Source organism: Magnetococcales bacterium (assembly GCA_015228815.1).
GTDB lineage: Bacteria > Pseudomonadota > Magnetococcia > Magnetococcales > UBA8363 > UBA8363.
Genome location: JADGCV010000026.1, coordinates 1 through 19,162, shown reverse-complemented (window position 1 = coordinate 19,162; position 19,162 = coordinate 1). Strand labels below are relative to the sequence as shown.

Annotated in this window: 8 protein-coding genes; 6 read left to right on the top strand and 2 right to left on the bottom strand. The window is 59.9% G+C overall.

Features of this window, described 5'->3' with window-relative positions:
• Positions 1-8: 8 nt before the first annotated feature.
• Positions 9-8,027: a DUF4347 domain-containing protein gene (locus tag HQL76_11645; GenBank protein ID MBF0109818.1), complete on the bottom strand. Its 8,019-nt coding sequence runs from the start codon at positions 8,025-8,027 to the stop codon at positions 9-11.
• 339 nt (positions 8,028-8,366) lie between these two features.
• Between HQL76_11645 and HQL76_11640 the strand changes: the two genes are divergently transcribed.
• The 3 genes from HQL76_11640 (at position 8,367) to HQL76_11630 (ending at position 14,529) form a co-directional block, all read left to right on the top strand.
• Positions 8,367-11,516 carry a transporter substrate-binding domain-containing protein gene (locus HQL76_11640; protein MBF0109817.1) on the top strand — a complete coding sequence of 1,050 codons (3,150 nt, stop codon included), beginning with the start codon at positions 8,367-8,369 and terminating at the stop codon, positions 11,514-11,516.
• Positions 11,517-11,579: 63 nt separating this feature from the next.
• A complete protein-coding gene (locus tag HQL76_11635) occupies positions 11,580-12,464 on the top strand; it encodes an ABC transporter permease (GenBank protein ID MBF0109816.1) in 885 nt (294 codons plus the stop codon).
• A gap of 22 nt (positions 12,465-12,486) precedes the next feature.
• Positions 12,487-14,529, top strand: a complete 2,043-nt coding sequence (locus HQL76_11630) for a ChbG/HpnK family deacetylase (GenBank protein MBF0109815.1) — start codon at positions 12,487-12,489, stop codon at positions 14,527-14,529.
• 32 nt (positions 14,530-14,561) lie between these two features.
• Here the strand turns inward: HQL76_11630 and HQL76_11625 are convergent, their stop codons facing one another.
• The gene (locus HQL76_11625; protein MBF0109814.1) at positions 14,562-15,542 is read right to left on the bottom strand and encodes a Gfo/Idh/MocA family oxidoreductase; all 981 of its coding nucleotides are present in this window, start codon (positions 15,540-15,542) and stop codon (positions 14,562-14,564) included.
• Positions 15,543-15,885: 343 nt separating this feature from the next.
• On the opposite strand from HQL76_11625, the gene tolB reads away from it, so the two are divergent.
• The 3 genes from tolB to ybgF all read left to right on the top strand — a co-directional run bounded on the left by tolB (position 15,886) and on the right by ybgF (position 19,041).
• The gene (tolB, locus tag HQL76_11620; protein ID MBF0109813.1) at positions 15,886-17,325 is read left to right on the top strand and encodes a Tol-Pal system protein TolB; all 1,440 of its coding nucleotides are present in this window, start codon (positions 15,886-15,888) and stop codon (positions 17,323-17,325) included.
• A gap of 75 nt (positions 17,326-17,400) precedes the next feature.
• Complete coding sequence (pal, locus tag HQL76_11615; GenBank protein MBF0109812.1) at positions 17,401-17,940, top strand: peptidoglycan-associated lipoprotein Pal; 540 nt, start codon at positions 17,401-17,403, stop codon at positions 17,938-17,940.
• Between the two features lie 15 nt (positions 17,941-17,955).
• A complete protein-coding gene (gene ybgF, locus HQL76_11610; GenBank protein MBF0109811.1) occupies positions 17,956-19,041 on the top strand; it encodes a tol-pal system protein YbgF in 1,086 nt (361 codons plus the stop codon).
• The last annotated feature ends 121 nt before the right edge of the window (positions 19,042-19,162 follow it).

The window sequence follows — 19,162 nt, the reverse complement described above, 5'->3', positions numbered from 1 at the left end:
TATCGTGATCATCCTTTCGATACCATGTTCCGTGACGTAGCCATTCTTTCAGCGGCGTGTTGCAAGCGCAGGGTACGCTCGATCCATCCTGTCCGGCCATGGTGTGCCAGTTGACGGGAAAGGCCGGGCGATCCTTCCTGAATGGGTTGGTCCCTGTCCATCGCCCCCCAGCGAGCCAGAACGGGTCGAATCGCCGACGGATGCAGCCATGAAGCCCCGCGGTCGGTGTTTCCGGTCCGTTCCTGACCCATCTTGACCCGGAATACCGCGACCGCTTCGCGGCCATTGTTGTCCCGAGCGATGACCTTGATGTTCAGATTGCCGTCGAATCCTTCCGGGGGCTGGCCGGAAAACTTTCCCGTCCTTGGATCGAATTGCAGCCAGTTGGGCAGGGACTGGCCATCCGCCTGCTGTGCCGACAGTTGTACGACCGCGTTGCCATCCGAGTGGGCAAAGGCGGTCGAAGGGACGGAAAAATCGACATTGCCGCCAATGGTGGCGTTCATGTCGGGAATGCCATCGGCCAGAAACAGTCCCGACGCTCCGGGGGGGATGGCGGGCGTACCCGAGGCGACAGGAAATCCGGCATTGGAAGTCAGGGTGATTCCGGAGGGGGATGGGGGTGTGGTCCCGGTACCCGAAGGGGAAACCGTGGGCGCGGTTGGCCCTGGCGTTGTTGGTGTTGGCGCGGCGGGTGGGACCGGGGGGGGGCTGGATGGGGCGGTTGCCGTGGTGGAGGGCTGAAGAATCAGGGACGGAAACGTCGTCAGGACGGTATCGACGAGCGGACTGGGCGACACGACCGTGGATGGTGCCAGGATGGAGGTGGGGGCTGATGGGTTGCTGGTGGCGGGGAGTGTCGTCGGTGGCGGTGTCGAGGTGGTAAAAGTGACGATGGGGGCGATCGGACCGTTGTTGATATCCAGATTGGCCCCCGTGGAGGCGAAGGTGACGACGGCAGCCACGTTGGTGGAAGAGGATAAAATTGGCCCCGTGGGGGCGATACCGGGTGTGGCGGTTGTGCTTGGCGCGGCAACGGATGAGGTCACCAGGGGCGTCGAAACGGGCGGCACGGGAATCAGAGGGGTCGGATTCGGGGTGGAGGCAGTGGGTGTTGTATTCGATGACGATGCGGCAGGGGTGGTCGTTGCCGCGGTCGATGGCGCGGTTTCAGGGGTGACGGGCGTTGATGGGGTCGTCGCGGCGGTATCGATGATGATCGTTCTGCCATGGCCAAGGGAACGGGTGGATCCTGGGGACGGCAACGCAAGATCGGCAGGGTTGCCGGCTGGATCGCGAATGGCTCCGCCATTGTAAGACAGTGCCGAGGGTCCTGTGATGTCAAGATTCGAACTGGCATCGCCTTGTTGCACGGTATAGGAAAAATCGATCGCCGTAGTCCCGGACCCTCCCGAAAAAATGGCCTCCCGATCGGTCGTTCCCGTCTCCAACGTCAGGGTTGGCGTTCCGGTTACCAGGACCGCCTCCGAAAAATGAAGGGTCACCGTGATCCGATCCGCTTCCTTGTAGGTTCCATCGACCGCGGGCGAGGTGATGGACAGAATGGCCGGGGCCATCCCGTCGGCGACGATGTTCTTCGATCCACCGAGCGAAAGCGGGGTTCCCGGATCCGGCAGCAGGGTGGATGCGGCGTGTCCCGCGCCATCCTTGATGGTTGCCCCGTCAAGTGAAAGCGGGTTCAAGGCGACAAGGTCCAGATCGCCATTGAAATCACCCTCAGCCACCGTATAGTCGAACACCAACGTCGATGAACCCGATCCCTGGCGGTATCGCGCCGTTCGATCGGTCGTTCCCGTCTCCAGGGTGAGTCCGGGGGTGGCGGTGACGAAAACCGTTTCGGAAAAATGGACGGATATGGGGATGGTCTCTCCGCTCTTGAAGGTTGTGTCGGCAGCGGTGGAGGTGATCTGGACGACGGCGGGAGGGGTGGTATCGATGAGGAAATCCTTGTTTTGACCGAGGGAACGGCTTGAACCGGGGGTGGGAAGGAGGAGCGAAGCGGCGTTGCCGGCGGCATCGGCAATCGTGCCGCCATTCAGTGCGAGCGCGGTGGTGGCGATGGTGTCAAGGTCTTCGCTGACATCTCCCGGTTGTATCGTGTAGGTGAATGTCAGTGTGTCGGTTCCCGAACCACTGGCATAATTCACGGCGCGATCGGTCTTTCCTGTTTCGAGTGTCAGGGTGGGGGTTTGCGTGACCGTGACGTTTTCGGAAAAATGGACGGTGATCCTCAGGGTATCTCCTTCCTTGTAGGTGCCATTGCTCGTGATGGAGGATACCCGATTGACGACCGCCGGGGTGGTGTCGATGACGATCGCCTTGGCATTGCCAAGAGAATTGACGGCGCCGGGGCTGGCAAGGGTGAGGGTGGCGTCGTTGCCGGCGGCATCCTTGAAGGTGCTGCCGTTCAATACGAGGGCCGCGGTGGACACGGCGTCCAGGTCGCTCGATGTGTCACCCGCCTGAACGATGTAAGAAAAGACAAGAGAAGTCGATCCCGAACCACTGGCATAAGTGGCATTGCGGTCGGTGGTCCCCGTTTCCAATGTCAAATAGGAGGTGCCGCCGCCGGTGGTGACGGTGATGGCTTCGGAAAAGGTGACGGTTACGTTGACGGTATCGCCCTGTTTGTAGGAACCGTCGGCGGTGGTGGAGGTGACCGAGGAAACCGTGGGGCTGGTGGTGTCGATGACGATCGCCTTGTTGGCGCCGAGGGAGTTGGCGGCGCCGGGACTGGCGAGGGTGAGGCTCGCGGCGACGGCTTGGCCGTTTTGGATGGTGCCGCCGTTCAGGCCAAGGGCGTTGGTCGCGGTATAATCGAGATCGCCGCTGCCGTCGCCGGCCTGAACGGTGTAATTAAAGGTCAAGGTCGTGGTTCCGGAACCACTGGCATAGGTGGCGCTGCGGTCGGTGGTTCCCGTTTCCAGGGTGATCGTTGGGGTTCCGGTGACGGTCACGGCCTCTGTAAAGGTGACGGTGAGGGCAAGGGTATCACCCACCTTGTACAGGCCATTGGCAGTGCTTGAGGTAACATCCGTGACGGTGGGTAGCGACGCCAGAACGATGGCCTTGGCATTTCCCAGGGAGTTGGCATTTCCCGGGGTCGCCAGGGTGAGGGTCGCGGCATTTCCTGCGGCATCGTTGATGGTGCCGCCATTCAAGGCCAGGGCGGTCGTCGTGGTATAATCCAGATCATTGCTCAGATCCCCTGTTTGCACGGTATAAGAAAAAACAAGGGTCGTGGTCCCGGATCCGCTGGAATAATTGACGCTGCGATCGGTGGTTCCGGTTTCGAGGGTGAGTGTCGGTGTTCCGGTGACGGTCACCGCTTCCGAGAACAGTACCGTAATGTCGATGGTATTCCCTGGAAAATAGGTGCCATTGGCGGTTGTCGAACCGACCGAAGTGACTGTGGGACTGGTGGTATCGATGACGATCGCCTTGTTGGCACCGAACGAATTGGCGGCGCCAGGACTGGCCAGGGTGAGGGTGGCGTCGTTGCCGGCGGCATCCCTGAGCGTGCCGCCGTTGGACACGAGGGCGGCGGTGGAAACGGCATCAAGGTCGCTCGAAGTGTCGCCTGCCTGGACGGTGTAGGAAAAGACAAGGTCGGTTGATCCGGAGCCACTGGCATAGGTGGCGTTGCGGTCGGTGGTCCCCGTCTCCAGGGTCAGGTAGGGGGTGCCACCACCGGTGGCGACGGTGATGGCCTCGGAAAAGGTGACGGTCACGTTGACGGTATCGCCTTGTTTGTAGGAGCCGTTGGCGGTGGTGGAGGTGACCGAGGAAACCGTGGGGCTGGTGGTGTCGATGACGATCGCCTTGTTGGCGCCGAGGGAGTTGGCGGCGCCGGGGCTGGCAAGGGTGAGGGTGGCGTCGTTGCCGGCGGCATCCTTGAAGGTGCTGCCGTTCAATACGAGGGCCGCGGTGGACACGGCGTCCAGGTCGCTCGATGTGTCACCCGCCTGAACGATGTAAAGAAAGGCAAGAGAAGTCGATCCCGAACCATTGATATAAATGGCATTGCGGTCGATGGTTCCCGTCTCCAGGGTCAGGTAGGGGGCGCCAATACCGGAGGCGACGGTGATGGCCTCGGAAAAGGTGACGGTCACGATGACGATACCGCCATTATAGGAGCCGTTGGCGGTGAAGGCGCTGACCGACGAAACAGTAGGGCTGGTGGTATCGATGACGATCGCCCTGTTGGCACCAAGGGAGTTGGCGGCGCCGGGGCTTGCGAGGGTGAGGGTGGCGTCGTTTCCGGCGGTATCCTTGAGGGTGCCGCCGTTGGACACGAGGGCAGCGGTGGAAACGGCCTCAAGATCGCTCGAAGTGTCGCCTGCCTGGACGGTGTAGGAAAAGACAAGCGTGGTCGATCCCGTGCCGCTGGCATAGGTGGCGTTGCGGTCGGTGGTTCCCGTCTCCAGGGTCAGGTAGGGGGTGCCGCCGCCGGTGGCGACGGTGATGGCTTCGGAGAAGTTGACGATTATGTTGATCGTATCGCCCTGTTTGTAGGAACCGTCGCCGGTGGTGGCGTTGACCGAGGAAACGGTGGGACTGGTGGTGTCGATGACGATCGCCTTGTTGGCGCCGAGGGAGTTGGCGGCGCCGGGACTGGCGAGGGTGAGGCTCGCGGCGACGGCTTGGCCGTTTTGGATGGTGCCGCCGTTCAGGCCCAGGGCGTTGGTCGCGGTATAATCGAGATCGCCGCTGCCGTCGCCGGCCTGAACGGTGTAATTAAAGGTCAAGGTTGTGGTTCCGGAACCGCTCGCATAGGTGGCGTTGCGGTCGGTGGTGCCCGTTTCCAGGGTGATCGTCGGCGTTCCGGTGACGGTCACTGCCTCCGAAAAGGTGACCGTTACCGCGATGGCGTCACCGCTCTTGTAACTTCCGTTGGCGGTGGTGGCGGAAACCGATGTGACCGAAGGGGCCAGGGCCACAACCAATGCCTTGTTGGCGCCGAGGGAATTGGCGGCGCCGGGGGCGGCAAGGGTGAGGGTCGCGGCGTTGCCGGCGGTATCGTTGATACTGCCGCCTCCGAGGGAAAGGGCAGTGGTGGCGGTATAGTCCAGGTCGGCGCTGTTGTCGCCGCTCTGCACCGTATAGGTAAAGACCAGGGTGTTCGTTCCGGAGCCGCTGGCATAGGCGACGTCACGGTCGGTGGTTCCCGTTTCCAGGGTGATGGTCGGGGTGCCGGTGACGGTGACGGCCTCGGAAAAAGTGACGGTGACGTTGATGGTGTTGCCGGGATAATAGGTGCCGTTGTTGCTGGTCGAGGTGACTGAGGTTACCGTGGGGACGGTGGTGTCGATGACGAGGGCCTTGGAATTGCCCAGCGAATTGGCGGCGCCGGGGGCGGCGAGCGTGAGGGTCGCGCTGTTGCCGGCACTGTCGGCGATGCCACCACCATTCAGGCTCAAGGCGTTTGTCGCGGTGTAGTCGAGGTCGCTGGCGGTATCTCCGGCGGAAACCGTGTAGGTGAACACCAGAGCCGATGATCCCGTGCCGCTGACATAATCGATGGTGCGGTCGGTGGTCCCCGTCTCCAGGGTGAGGGTCGGGGTGCCGGTGACGGTGACGTTTTCCGAAAAGTTGACTGTGATGTTGACGGCGTCTCCCGCCTTGTAGGAACCATCGGCGGTGCTGGACGAGACCGAGGCGACCGTCGGCGCGACGCCATCGATGACAAGGGCCTTGGCATTGCCCAGCGAATTGGCGGCCCCTGGGGCGGCGAGGGTAAGGGTTGCACTGTTGCCGGCGCCATCATTGATGCTGCCTCCGTTGAGGGCCAGGGCGGTGGTGGCGGTCGTGTCAAGATCGGCGCTGGAGTCGCCCGCCTGCACGGTATAGGTGAAGACGAGGGCGCTGGTTCCCGAACCACTGACATAATCGACGGTGCGGTCGGTAGTCCCGGTCTCCAGGGTGAGGGTCGGGGTCCCGGTGACGGTGACGTTTTCCGAAAAATTGACGGTGACGTTGACGGCGTCGCCTGTCTTGTAGGTACCGTTGGCCGTGGTGGAGGTGACCGAGGAGACGGTGGGCGCGGTGGTGTCGATGACGAGGGCCTTGGCGTTGCCGAGCGAATTGGCGGCGCCGGGGGTGGCGAGGGTGAGGGTCGCGGCGTTGCCAGCGGTATCGTTGATGCTTCCTCCACCGAGGGCCAGGGCGGTTGTGGCGGTATAGTCCAGGTCGGCGCTGGTATCGCCCGCCTGGACGGTATAGGTGAAGACGAGGGCGCTGGTTCCCGAACCACTGACATAATCGATGGTGCGGTCGGTGGTCCCGGTCTCCAGGGTGAGGGTCGGGGTCCCGGTGACGGTGACGTTTTCCGAAAAGTTGACGGTGACGTTGACGGCGTCGCCCGTTTTGTAGGTACCGTTGGCCGTGGTGGAGGTGACCGATGCCACGGTGGGCGCGGTGGTGTCGATGACCAGGGCCTTGGCATTGCCCAGGGAGTTGGCGGCCCCCGGCGCCGCCAGTGTCAGGGTGGCGTTGGTGGTGGTCGCGGTACTGGCGATGGTTCCGCCATTGAGCGCGAGGGCCGTGGTCCCGGTGACGTCAAGGTCGCTGGAGGTATCGGAAGCCTGCACGGTATAGGTGAAATGAAGCTCGGTGGTCCCCGAGCCGCTGGAATAATCGACGGTCCGGTCGGTGGTCCCGGTTTCCAGGGTGATTTGCGGCGTCCCGGTCACGGTGACCGCTTCGGAAAAGGTGACCTTGACATCGACCGTATCCCCAACCTTGTAGGAGCCGTTGGCGGTGTCGGAACTGACCGAGGCAACGGTGGGGGCGGTCGGGATCGGCTTGACGTCGGTGATGACGAAATTGTTGTAGTAGATCAATTCGTTGGTGACGAATTTGATGCTTCTCACATCTTCCGCCGCCGTGGTGAAGGTATTGAAGGTTTGGACGGTGGAGTTCCCGGTGGTGGCATAGGTTTGGGCATCGGTCGTGTTGTCGATGAGGGTCAGGGTCAGCGTCAGGGATTGGGCGCCCCGGTCGCTGGTATATTGAAAGGACCCCAGGTCGAAGGTGTAGTTGGTGGGGGCGGCAAGGGTGAATTCAGTACCGTTTCCGGCACTCAGGTCGGAGTTCAGGACATACAGTCCGGTCAAGGCGGGGATGTCGGTCTGAATGTTGATAAAAGGGCTGGACCCGGGGGTGATCGTGAACGTCTGACCGCCGATGGATTTGGTGAACGCATCGGTGTTGTTGACAAGATCGCCGGCGACGAAGGTGACGGTCTCCAGGAGATGGTCGAAGGGGTCGTTTCGGGCAAGATGTTCCAGGATGTTCGACTCGATCGGACCGGTCGCCCGTTCAAGGTCCCAATCTCCTCCAAGGCGGGAGGCTCCCGTGGCGTCGATGGATGCGGCCACGTCGGCTCCGGTCTCGTGCGCCAGGAGGGTGATGAAGTCGTTCCCTTCGGCATGGGCCGCCACGGTGCAACCATGGATCAAAATGTTTCCATCCTCGGTCAAGGCATGACCCAACGCTGCCAAAACCGCAGCCGTCTCTGAATTCTTCAGGGTGTCGAAGGTCAGGACATCGCTTCCCAGGGTGATCAATCCGGGGGAACCGTGGGTGAATAGGTGCAGGGTATCGACCTGTTCCCGATGTTGTGCCCACGCCGCCAACCGCGCCAGACCACTCTGTCCCCCTTCGATCAAAACCACTTCGATGGTGTCCGCGCCATCGTTTTCTTTTCCCTTCAGGGCGTCGATCAGGGATTGATATTCGGCGATTCCGGTATCGATGACGGCCACCTCCCGCAGGGGGTGATTTCCTTCCTGTTCCCCGGAGTGTGGACCGGATTGCACCGGTTGCGGCTCCGAAATTGCCTCCGCCTCGGGGTGCGGTGGTACCTGGAGGTCGCTCCACGTTTCCGGGGCGGCGCCATCGAACATGATCCTTGGCTCCAGGGCAAAGGCGATCGGCGCGGGGGCATTTCGCTGCGCAATGTTCTGGTCATCGAACCGTTGGCGATTCCTGCGGAAGAGTTTCATGATTTTTTCTTTCGGGATGATCGATGATCAAAAACGTCCAGTCCATCATCCTGAATCATCTATTGGAGTATTTCAATCAAATTTTTCTCTTGGCATGATCGTGTGCCTGAAAAATGGAAATATTGATTCGATAATATATTTAAATCATAAATTAATGGTATTGCTTCGATGACGGCCAAGGGTCATGTTGTTTCATGACCCGAGGTCGATCCGTTGAAACCGTTTCGGGGCAAGGAAATTGCTGGCGCGAGAATTGCATTAATGAGAAAATGTGACGGCACGGTGATGCTTGGGCGGGTTTTAGCGATATGGGGGTTGGAATTGGTGAAAGGTTGGGGAATGGCGCACAACTGGGTGAACGGGGCGGTACGGATTCTCGTGGTTTGCGTGGTGTTGACGGGTTTGGTTTCCGTGGCCCGGGCCGTGCAGACGACCTCGGTTCGTGTCGGGGTCTATCAGAATCCTCCGGGTCTTTCCGTCGATGACAACGGAGAAACCCAGGGATTCTATATCGACATCCTCAAGTACATCGCCCGGGAGGAAGGATGGAATCTTCATTTTATTCCGGGGACCTGGGAGGAGTGCCTCAAGCGTCTCGAACAGGGGGAGATCGACCTGTTGCCCGCCATCGCCTATACCGAGGAACGCGACCGGGCCTTCGATTTCACCAGACAGACGGTGTTTTCCAACTGGGGTCAGGTTTATACCACTGAAAAGGAAGCCGATTCCGTATTATGGCTCAAGGACCGACTTCTCGTCGGGGTCACGGGGGATATCTATACTTCCGGAATCGAGAAACTGCTGCACGATTTTGATTTTTCCTATGACATGATTTATGTCAACAGTTATGACGAAGTCCTTTCCCGGGTCGAGGAGGGGGATGCCGATGCGGGGATCATCTCCCGGGCGACAGGGATGGTCATCGATCATGCCTACGCGGTGTTCAAGAGTCCGATCGTTTGTTGTGCCATGGAAATTCGTTATGCCGTCAAGGAGGGGACCCATGCCGGGTTGATCGCCACGATCGACCGTCATCTCAAGGCGCTCAAGGGGGATGAATCGTCGATTTATCATGCCGCGTTCAATCAATGGTTCGGCGGCGAGAAAAAGGTATTGATTCCTCCATGGTTCTGGTGGGCCTTGAGCGCGGGTGGCGGGACGGTGGTTTTTCTGTTCGCCGTCAACCTGGTGTTGCGGCGGCAGGTTCGGGCGCGAACCGGTGAACTGGAAAAGGAAATATCGGTCCGCAAGCAGGCGGAAAGCGCCTTGCGCGAAGCCATGCACAATCTGAGGACGATTCAGGTGATCCCCGGCGTGATCTGGATGCAGATTCCCGAGGCGGGACTCTACATTTTGTGCGGCTGTCCCGGAGAGGTCGTCAAACATTTGATGCATCGGGGACTGATTCAGCGAACCGGCAGGGATGGGATGACCTGGGAAACGGGACCCAATGTGATCCTTCTGTCCGACCTGCTGATTCAAAACGGTGGCTTTGCCAATTTGGCCGAGTTTCCGGTGTTGCAGATGTTGTACCGTCAGGGGATGATCCTTCCCAAACACCCCAACAATACCGGTGTCAAGCCGATGCTGATCGGACGGGAATCCCAGGTCCGGGCGCAGATGCAATACATCCACCGTGGCAATTACGGGCTTCTGGGCAGGGAGGAACTGATGGCGGAGGGGATGGACGAGGACACCGCCGGGTTGATGATGAAGTTTAAACTGAAATTCGCCTTCGGAGCCATTCGCGAGCCGTCGCAGATGCTCGATTCCCTGTATGTCGATGGCGAGGCGGTCGAGATTCGCAACGGCGTTCGCGTGGCGCGGATCGCTTTGAACACCTATCGTTTTTTCTATCGCGGGGCCTCGGCGGACGTCGATCTCAACCTGCCGCCGGGGGCGACCTACGATCCGCCCTATCCCCTGGGGCAGCACAACATTTCCCGTCATCACCCGTTTGCCGTCCTTCATACCGGGCAGGGGGATGGTTGGGATCGTACCCGTCCCAGCATGTCGAGCGTCATTCTTTTTCATGGGCGTGTCTATTTGATCGATGCCGGGCCGGGGGTATTGCAGGTGTTGACTGCCCTGGGGATCGACATCTCCGAGGTGGACGGCATATTCCACACCCATGCCCACGATGACCATTTCGCCGGATTGCCCGCCCTGATCCGGACCGATCGGCGCGTCCGTTATTTTGCCGCTCCCGTGGTGCGTGCGTCGGTCGCGCGAAAATTTGCCGCCCTCATGAGTCTCGACGAACGGCAGTTTCATCATTTTTTCGATGTCCATGATCTCAAGGCCCTGGAATGGAACGATTGTGAGGGTCTTTGGGTCAAACCGGTCTATTCGCCGCATCCGGTGGAAAATACCATGTTCCTGTTCCGCGCCGGGGAGGAGGGGGCGGAGAAAACCTATGCCCATTGGGCCGATCTTTCGGGCTTCAAGGTATTGGACGGCATGGTCGGTACCGGTGAGAACGATATTCCGGCGCATGTCGTGGCGGACATCAAACGGACCTATCTGGAATTTGCCAATCTGAAGAAACTCGACATCGGGGGTGGTATGATTCATGGAATGGCGGAGGATTTTCGCAAGGATCCCTCGGACCGGCTGATCCTGGCCCACATCGACCGTAAATTGACACCCGCCGAGATGGAGATCGGTTCCGAGGCGGCCTTCGGCGCGGTGGACGTGCTGATCGGCGGCGAGAAAAACCTGATGGCCGGCAAGGCGTTCGGTTTTCTCAAGGCCATGTTTCCGCAGGTCGAGGATGAACAGATTCACCACCTGATCCAGGCGCCACTGGTTCATTACAATCCGGGAACCATCATTCATCGCGCCAGGGATTCCAACGATTATCTCGAAATGGTCCTTTCGGGGACCGTGGCCTATCTGGAATCGTGCAACGAGGTCGTCAACCATCTGTCGATCGGATCGTTTCTCGGAGGAATCGATTTTCTCGGGCTCGAATCGGAGGATTCATGGACCCTGCGCAGCATTTCCGATTGCATGGTCATTCGCCTGTCGCACGCGGGAATGCTTGATTTCCTGGAACGAAACGGATTGAAGCAGGATTTTGTCGAGGTCATGAAAAGAATCAGATTCTTGCGCAAGACCTGGCTTTTTGGCGAGGCGACGACCTCCTTTACCCTGGACCGTCTCGCCCGTGGCCTCGTCCCCATCGCTCTGGCGGCGGGAGAGGAACTGTCTCTTCATGAACGGCACACGTTATGGCTGGTCGGCAGTGGGCGTGTGCGTCTCGGGGATGCCGCGGGGGGCGAGGTGGATGTGTTGGCGTCGGGGGGGGCGTTTGGCGAGAACAATTTCCTCAATCCCATGATGCGGGGTTGTGTTGTCCGGGCGCTCGAACCGGTCGAACTGTTTCGCATGCGCGACGAGGGATTGATGGAAATTCCCATCGTTCACTGGAAAATGTTGGAACTCTACGACAAACGCTGGAGTTTCAATGTCGGTGGACGGGCCTGAAGGGGAGGATGATATTGCTTGGCGTTTCATCCTTACGTTTGGACCATGAGCGGATGATGTGATATGGGGACCATCGATATGACCGAACCCGAGCGCAAAACGATCCTGGTGGAGCGGGTGTATTCCTCCGAATCGCCACTGCGTCATCCCCTCGATTTTTTCCGCCTGGCGTGGCGTGATGTCGTCGATTCCCGTGATCTGGCGTGGCGTCTTTTCCGGCGTGACCTCCAGCAGCGGTACCGGCAGTCGGTTTTTGGATTTCTCTGGCTGTTGATCCCGCCGATCGTGACCACGGCCATTTTTGTGTTTCTCAACGAAAAGTCGATTCTGAATCTTGGCGCCACCGAAATTCCCTATCCGGTGTATGTCATGCTGGGGACCCTCCTGTGGCAAATATTCACCGAAAGCGTCATGGCGCCGATGACCCTGTTCGAATCGTGTGTCCCGATCATGATCAAGATCAACATGCCGCGGGAGGCGCCGATTCTGGCGGCGGTTGGCCAGGTCCTGTTCGTATCGGTGCTGCAACTGATGATCGCTTTCGCGGCCATGCTCTATTTTGGCGTCGCATGGCATTGGACGGTGGCGTTGGCTCCGTTCGTGATCCTGGTGCTGATCCTTCTGGGGGCGACGGTGGGTCTGTTTCTGGTCCCCATCGGCGCGCTGTACAAGGATGTCAAGGAGGGGATCACCATTTTTCTGCGCCTGGCCTTTTTCCTGACGCCCATTGTCTATCCGCCGCCACAAAGCTGGCCCTATTCCATGATCGTCAACGTCAACCCCGTCACCCCGATCCTTCAGGCGGCCAGGGATTGCCTGGCCAGGGGAACGCTGGCCGATCCTGGGGGGCTTCTGTGGTTGACGGGAGGGATCGTGGTTGTTTTCTTTCTGGCGCTGATCTATTACCGCCTGGCGATACCGGTCATTCTGGAACGGTTGGGGGCATGAACAATCCGTCTGGGGGTGCGCGATGACACCTTTTGGTCCCTTGGCGATCACCGCCGACGATTATGGTTTGACCGACGGCATCAACGAGGGAATCTTGAGCCTGGCGCGGCGTCAGGCCATTACCGGTGTCAGTGTCATGTGTCATCCGGCGGCCCGTCTGGAGCGGGTCTCGCAATTGAAAAATACCGGTGTCCTGACAGGGGTCCATCTGGTGTTGTCGGAGGAACGTCCCTTGCGCGGGGATGATCGGGGGTTGAAACCGATTCTCGACCGGCGTGGACGCTTGCCTGATGGTCGGGGGCGATTGTTTCGCCTGGTGGCGCTCAAGCCCTGGATTCTTCCTGCCCTGCGGCGGGAGGTGGCGGACCAGATCGATCGGTTCGTCGAATTGGGGTTGAGTCTGGATTTCATCAACAGCCACCAGCAGGTCCACCTGTTCCCGCCGCTGTGGTTTGTCCTGCGATCTTTGTTGGAATCCTACAAGGTGCCCATTCGCGGGTGCGGGGGTTGGGATTGGCGGGGATGGACGCCCCAGGGGCGGGTCAATCTGTCCTCCTGGATCAGTTGGCGTCTGGCCCCGCGGGTGCGCCATGCCCTTTCCCTGAAACCGATGGGCCTCGACTGGGCGGGACGTTTTTCCCTGGAGGCGGCGCGGGAGATGTTCGCGGCCCACCGGGAGGGGACGGGGACGGAAATACCGGAACTTGTCGTCCATCCCGGTCGCATGGATCGGGCCGCGGCGGAGCATTATGCCCATTGGAACATCCATTGGGACCAGGAATTGGCGGCTCTGGAATCGGAGTCGGTCACGGGTTTTTTCGAGCAGCAAGGATGTGATCTGCTGGTGGCGGCGATGAGGATCCGGGAGCGGGGCGGCGAGTCCACCACCTTCGCCACCCGTTCCCATGCCTCGGAGGTGGTCCTGGCATTGGCATGGCCGCAAACCTGGGATCAGGTTGTGTTGTACACCCGGCTCATCGAAGGATTGACCCGCAAGGGCCATCCGCCACGTCATTTTCTGCCGGATCTCCTGTATGGGCTGGAGCGGCATCACTTCGAGCGGTATCGGGCTTTTTCGACGGGACGGCGCATTTTGGATCTGTGGTTCTGGCTGCGTTCGCTCGACCGACGCATTGGCAACGACCTGGCGGTATTGCACCTGCTTCTTCCTTCTCCGGCCTGGGCCTGGGTGACTTCTTGGATGGCCTTTCCGGGTGAAAGAATTCTGCTTCATTATGGGGGGAGGGCGGTGGCATGGGATTGGGCGACGTTCCGGTCTCTGGCCGATGATCCCTGGCTCGTGGGACGGGCGATGCTTGGCAATCCGGGATTTTTGTCGCGTCGCGCCGGAAGGGTCGCGGGGGGGCATCTGACGATGGAGGCGGCGACGGCACGGGCGCTGACCGCCATGGGATGCGCGAAGGTTTTTCAGTGTCCGGGGTTGGTCGAACCGTTGCGTCCATGGCAGGGGCCGACATTCGGGGAATGGAAACCGGGACCGGATGTGATTCGGTTGGGATTTTCGGGGATGGGGACTCCGTTGGAAGGGATCGACGATCTGTTGCGGGCGTTGGCCATGGCGGTGGCGGACAATCCGCGGTTGCGTCTTCTTCTCGTCGTGGAGGAGGGGCAGAGGGTGGTAACGGTTCGGAAAACCCTTCAGAAGCTTGGGTTGACGGAGCGGGTGGACCTGGTGGAGTCCGGGGTGGATGGCGGGATCGGGGGGCGGGTGGATGTCATGGTCCTTCCCTATCGGAGCGCCCTGGTGGCGCCGTTGTATCCGCGGGCATTGCTGGATGCCGCGTGTCACGAGTGTCTTGTGATCACCACCGCCATTTCCGCCTGGGAGCATTTGTTCGAGCTGACATCACCGCGGTTGGAAATTGTTTCTCCGGGGGATGTAGGCGCCCTCAAGCGTATTTTCGTGACGTTGAATGGACGGATGGATCGTGCCAGAGGGGGACCGGCGCCGTTGAAGGCGCCAACCGGACATCAGGGGATGGAGGCGTTGGCGGCGATTCATCAGAGAATGGCGGGCGGACGGTTCATTCCCACGAACTGCTGACGCATCCCAAGGGATTGAGAAAACCATTCCCGTCACGATTTTTCGGTCGCGCTCCGGCGGATTGTCTCGGCCATTTCGAGGACCGCGAACGCCTGCTGTCCCGTGACCAACGGTTGGGCCTCGCCCTGGACGCAATCGATGAAATGTTGCAGTTCCAGAGCCAGAGGTTCGGCATGTCGGACCATGACCCGCTCCAGGGAGTGATCGACGGGGCAGGCGGTCCCCGATGCCCCGGAGGCGGCGATTCCAACGCCCTGACGAAAAATACAAAGTTCCTGGGCAATGAGATCGGCGGTGATCCAGCCCATGTCGGCGGTGACGCTCAATTGCCGCACCCGATGGCGCGTGATGCGGCTGGCGGTGATCGTGGCCAGAATTCCCCCCTCGAATCCAAGAAGGGCACAGACATGATCGGAACCTGGGGAATCGGTCGTGCGGACATTGCCCGCGGTGACACGGACGATGGGACGTTGCACCAGGTTCATGACGAGGTCCAGGTCATGAACCATCAGATCGGCGATGACATCGACATCGGTGATGCGGGAACTGGCATGACTCATGCGACGTGCGTCAAGGGCCAGAATGCGCGGACCCGAGGTCAGAAGACGGGTCAGTTCCCGAATGGCGGGATTGAACCGTTCGACATGGCCGACCAGGAGGATGACTTTGTTGTTTCGGGCGGCATCGATCAAGGCCTGGCATTGATCGGTCGATGTGGCCAGTGGTTTTTCGATCAGGCAATGAACCCCCCGGTTCATGAGCAGGATGCCAAGCTCGGCATGGGTCGCCGGAGGGGTGGCGATACTGGCGGCATCGATGGAATCGGGAAGTTGGCTTGCGTCGGGAAATCCGGGACAGCCGAAGGAAGATGTGGCAAAACGCAGCCTGTCCGGATCGGGATCGACGACTCCGACCAGTTCGATTCCCCGGAGTTGGGAATAGATCCGAAGATGATTGCGTCCCATCGGACCGGCGCCCAAAACCGCGACGCGAATTGTGTGTCCAGGTTTCACGCCAAATCCTCCGGCTTGGGGTGGGCGATGATGGTTGTCTTGGGGGAGGCGTTGGGGACCGGCCCCCCGATTGAATCGGGACACGGGGTCGGCATTCGTGTTCCCTGGCCGTCTTCACGTATCCATTGTCGCCAATCGGACCGGTTTGGTAAAGGTTTTCACGTGAAGAAGGGGCGACGGCTCCCAACCGTGGGATGGGTTTGGTGATTCTTTTTTTCCTTGCATTGCGCCGCGGGCATGAATGAAGGACGCTTGCATTGTTGGCGCTTCCCTGCGATAGTGTGCGCCAACGGGCCGGCACCCTTCCTTCAAGGAGTCGGTTGCATCGTGGATTGGGGCGAACATGAAGTGCAGAGTCGGCGGGAATCGGAATGTGTGTGGCAATGGGTCGGCGTTCATCCGTGGGGCCATGACTCCGATGCGGGGATTGTGGACTTTTTTTGCGTCCGCGGGCATTGTCCGTTCCGGCATTGTCGGGGTTCAGGCCCTGGTACTGTCGCTGTTTTTTTTCGTCGCCGCCCTGCCGGCGCAGGGGGCCCTGCGCATCGACATCACCAAGGGTGGTCTGCAACCGATGCCGATCGCCCTGTCCGATTTTGTCGATTTGACCTCCGGCGGGGCCATTTCGTCCCAGGGCTCGACCGGGCACCAACTCAACGAGGTCATCACCGCCGATCTTGAACGCTCGGGATTGTTCAAGCCTCTGGAACCCAGCACCTTTTTGCAAACCCCCGTCCAACTCTGGCAGCAGGGACCCAATTTTCGCGACTGGCGCCTGATCGGCGCCGAGGCGGTGGTCTCGGGGGCCGTCCATGAACGTGACGGTAAATTGATCGCCGATTTTTTCCTGCATGATGTCTACCAGGGAACCCTGGTGGGAAAAGGGAAGCGTTTTACCGCTCCGGTTCGGGACTGGCGCCATGTCGCCCATCGCATCGCCGATGAAATCTATACCCGCCTGACCGGCGAGAGCGGCTATTTCACTTCGCGGATTGCCTTTGTCGCCAGCAAGGGAGACATGAAATGGCTGGCGCTGATGGATCAGGATGGGGCCAACCGGGTCGATCTGACCCGTGATCGAACCCTGGTGTTGACGCCGAGGTTTGCGCCGACGGGGGAACAGTTGTTTTATGTCTCCTACGAGCGGGGCCCCCCCAGGATTTTCCGTTGGGATCTGTATACTGGCAAGCGGACCATTCAGGGGGATTATCCTGGCCTCAACAGTGCTCCCGCCTGGTCTCCCGACGGGCGTCTCATGGCCCTGACCCTGAGCATGGATGGCAACTCCGAAATTTATCTGCGTGACATCGGCAGCGGCGACCTGCGCCGTCTCACCGAAAACAACGCCATCGACACTTCGCCCTCGTTTTCTCCCGACGGCAGTCAGATCGTTTTCAATTCCGACCGCGCCGGATCGCCGCAGATCTACATCATGGATACGAGCGGCGGCAATGTCCGGCGCATCACGTTCGAGGGCAACTACAATGCCGCCCCTTCCTGGTCTCCCCGTGGCGATTTGATCGCTTATGTCAGTGGTGGCGGTGGTCGTTTTCGCATTTCGGTCATCGATCCCAAGGGGACCAATGGCCGTTCCCTGACCGACTCCTGGATGGATGAATCCCCCACATGGTCACCCAATGGCCGGGTGATTTTGTTTTCCAGGCAGTCCGGCAGTCAGACACGGCTTTACACGATCGATTTGACAGGGCATAATGAAAGGTTGGTAAATCTGGATGGTGGCATCAATGGCTCCGATCCTTCCTGGTCACCTTTGGTACGTTGACAAGCGGTTCCGGGGAACCCTTGCATTCCAGAGGCGCAACATGGTGGCAACAACAATTCTTCTTGAGGTGATTGCATGAAACGCTTGGCTACTCTAATTATTACGGTACTGTTCCTTGGAGTCCTGTCGGGTTGCGGCGCGGTTCCAAACGAAGGGCCGGAAGGTGCCGCGGGGTCGGCACAGGCAGCGGGAATGGGGGGAGATGGGACCTCGGTGGGGCGTGCGGGTGGTTATGGCTCCAATCTGGATGATCCGAGCCGTGGCGGTGGCATGGGTGGCATGGGTGGCGCCGCGGGCAATGTCGTCCATTTCGATTTCAACTCGTCGGCCTTGACGGCGCAGGCGGAAGAGATTCTGTCTCACAATGCCCGCATGCTTTCCAAGTCTTCGGGACAGGTGGCGGTCGAAGGTCACTGTGACGAGCGTGGCACCCGCGAATACAACTTGGCCCTGGGACAACAACGTGCCGACGCTGCCGCGCGTTATCTGATTTCGCAAGGGATCGAGGCAAGCCGGATCAAGACCATTTCCTATGGCAAGGAGCGTCCGGTGGTGAAGGGTCACGATGAGACCTCCTGGGCCGAGAATCGTCGCGCCGAAGTCGTTTCCAAATAATTCCGGGAATCAACGATGGGCTGGAACCAGAATTTCCTTGATCGGGCTGTATTCGTGACCTTGATGCGTCTCGGGAAGGTCAAGGGATGGGTTCCAGCTCTTGTTTTATTCTTTTTTCCTCTTTATGCCTGTGTCAGTTCCGGACCCTCGGGAGATGCTGGTCCGGACTATTATGGGGATTCCCGGCGACCTCCGGTGCGCACCGAGGCGGGACCGCCTGCGGCGCCCCCGAAGCCGCCCCTGCCCGAGGTGGTCGATTCCCTTTCCAATCGCGTCGAGAAGTACGAGGATCTTCAGCGCAACGTCGCCACCAGCATGGAGAAGCGGCTGGGGTTGATGGAGAAGGAGATTACGTCGTTGCGTGGGGAGGTGGAGCATTTGCAGCATGCCAAGACCCGTCTGGAGGCGGAGTTGGAGGCGAAGAACAAGCTGGCGATGCAACAGGCGCAACAGGCGGCGCAACAGGGTGCTCCGGGGCTGGACGCAAACGATCCCGATGATGATCCGGCGGATCAGGGGGCGGTTGACGGGAATGGTGATACGGTCGAGGTGGACGAGGAGGCTCCGGCGACGGTCCCACCGGGGGGGGTGACGGGTGTTTCGCAGGGGGCGGCGGCACGGGCGACGGCGCCGACTGCGAAGGGGGCAGCAAAGGCGGGGGTCGTGACATCCACGGAAAAGAAGGCGGCGCCATCCCGGCCCAAGCCCGAGAATTCGAAACAGGCCTATGAGGAGGCGTTTCTTCTTCTCAAGGGGGGGCGTTATGATGAATCGTTGGCGGTCTTCAAGAATTTCATGGAGTGGTTTCCCAACGATCCCCTGGCCGACAATGCCCAGTACTGGATTGGCGAACTTTATTATGTGCAGCGCAAGTTTCCCGATGCCTTGATGGCGTTCAATCAGGTTTTGGTCCGCTGGCCCAACAGCGGCAAGGTTCCGGCGAGTCTTCTCAAGATTGGTTTTGCCTTTTTCGAACTGGGTGACATGGAGAATGCCCGGAACAGTCTGACCCGTCTGATCAGTGATTTTCCCGAATCTCCTGCGGTTTCGATGGCCAAGCAGCGTTTGGAAATGATTGAGGAAAAGGGTGGCAAGCGTTGATGCTGCGTCCTCGGGTAACTTTCAGATCTCTTTCTGGATTCGGGATTATTGAAAGAAAAAAGGGGTCTGGGGGATTGCCCCCAGGGTTTTGTTTTTGTTTTTGATTTTGTTTTTGATTTTG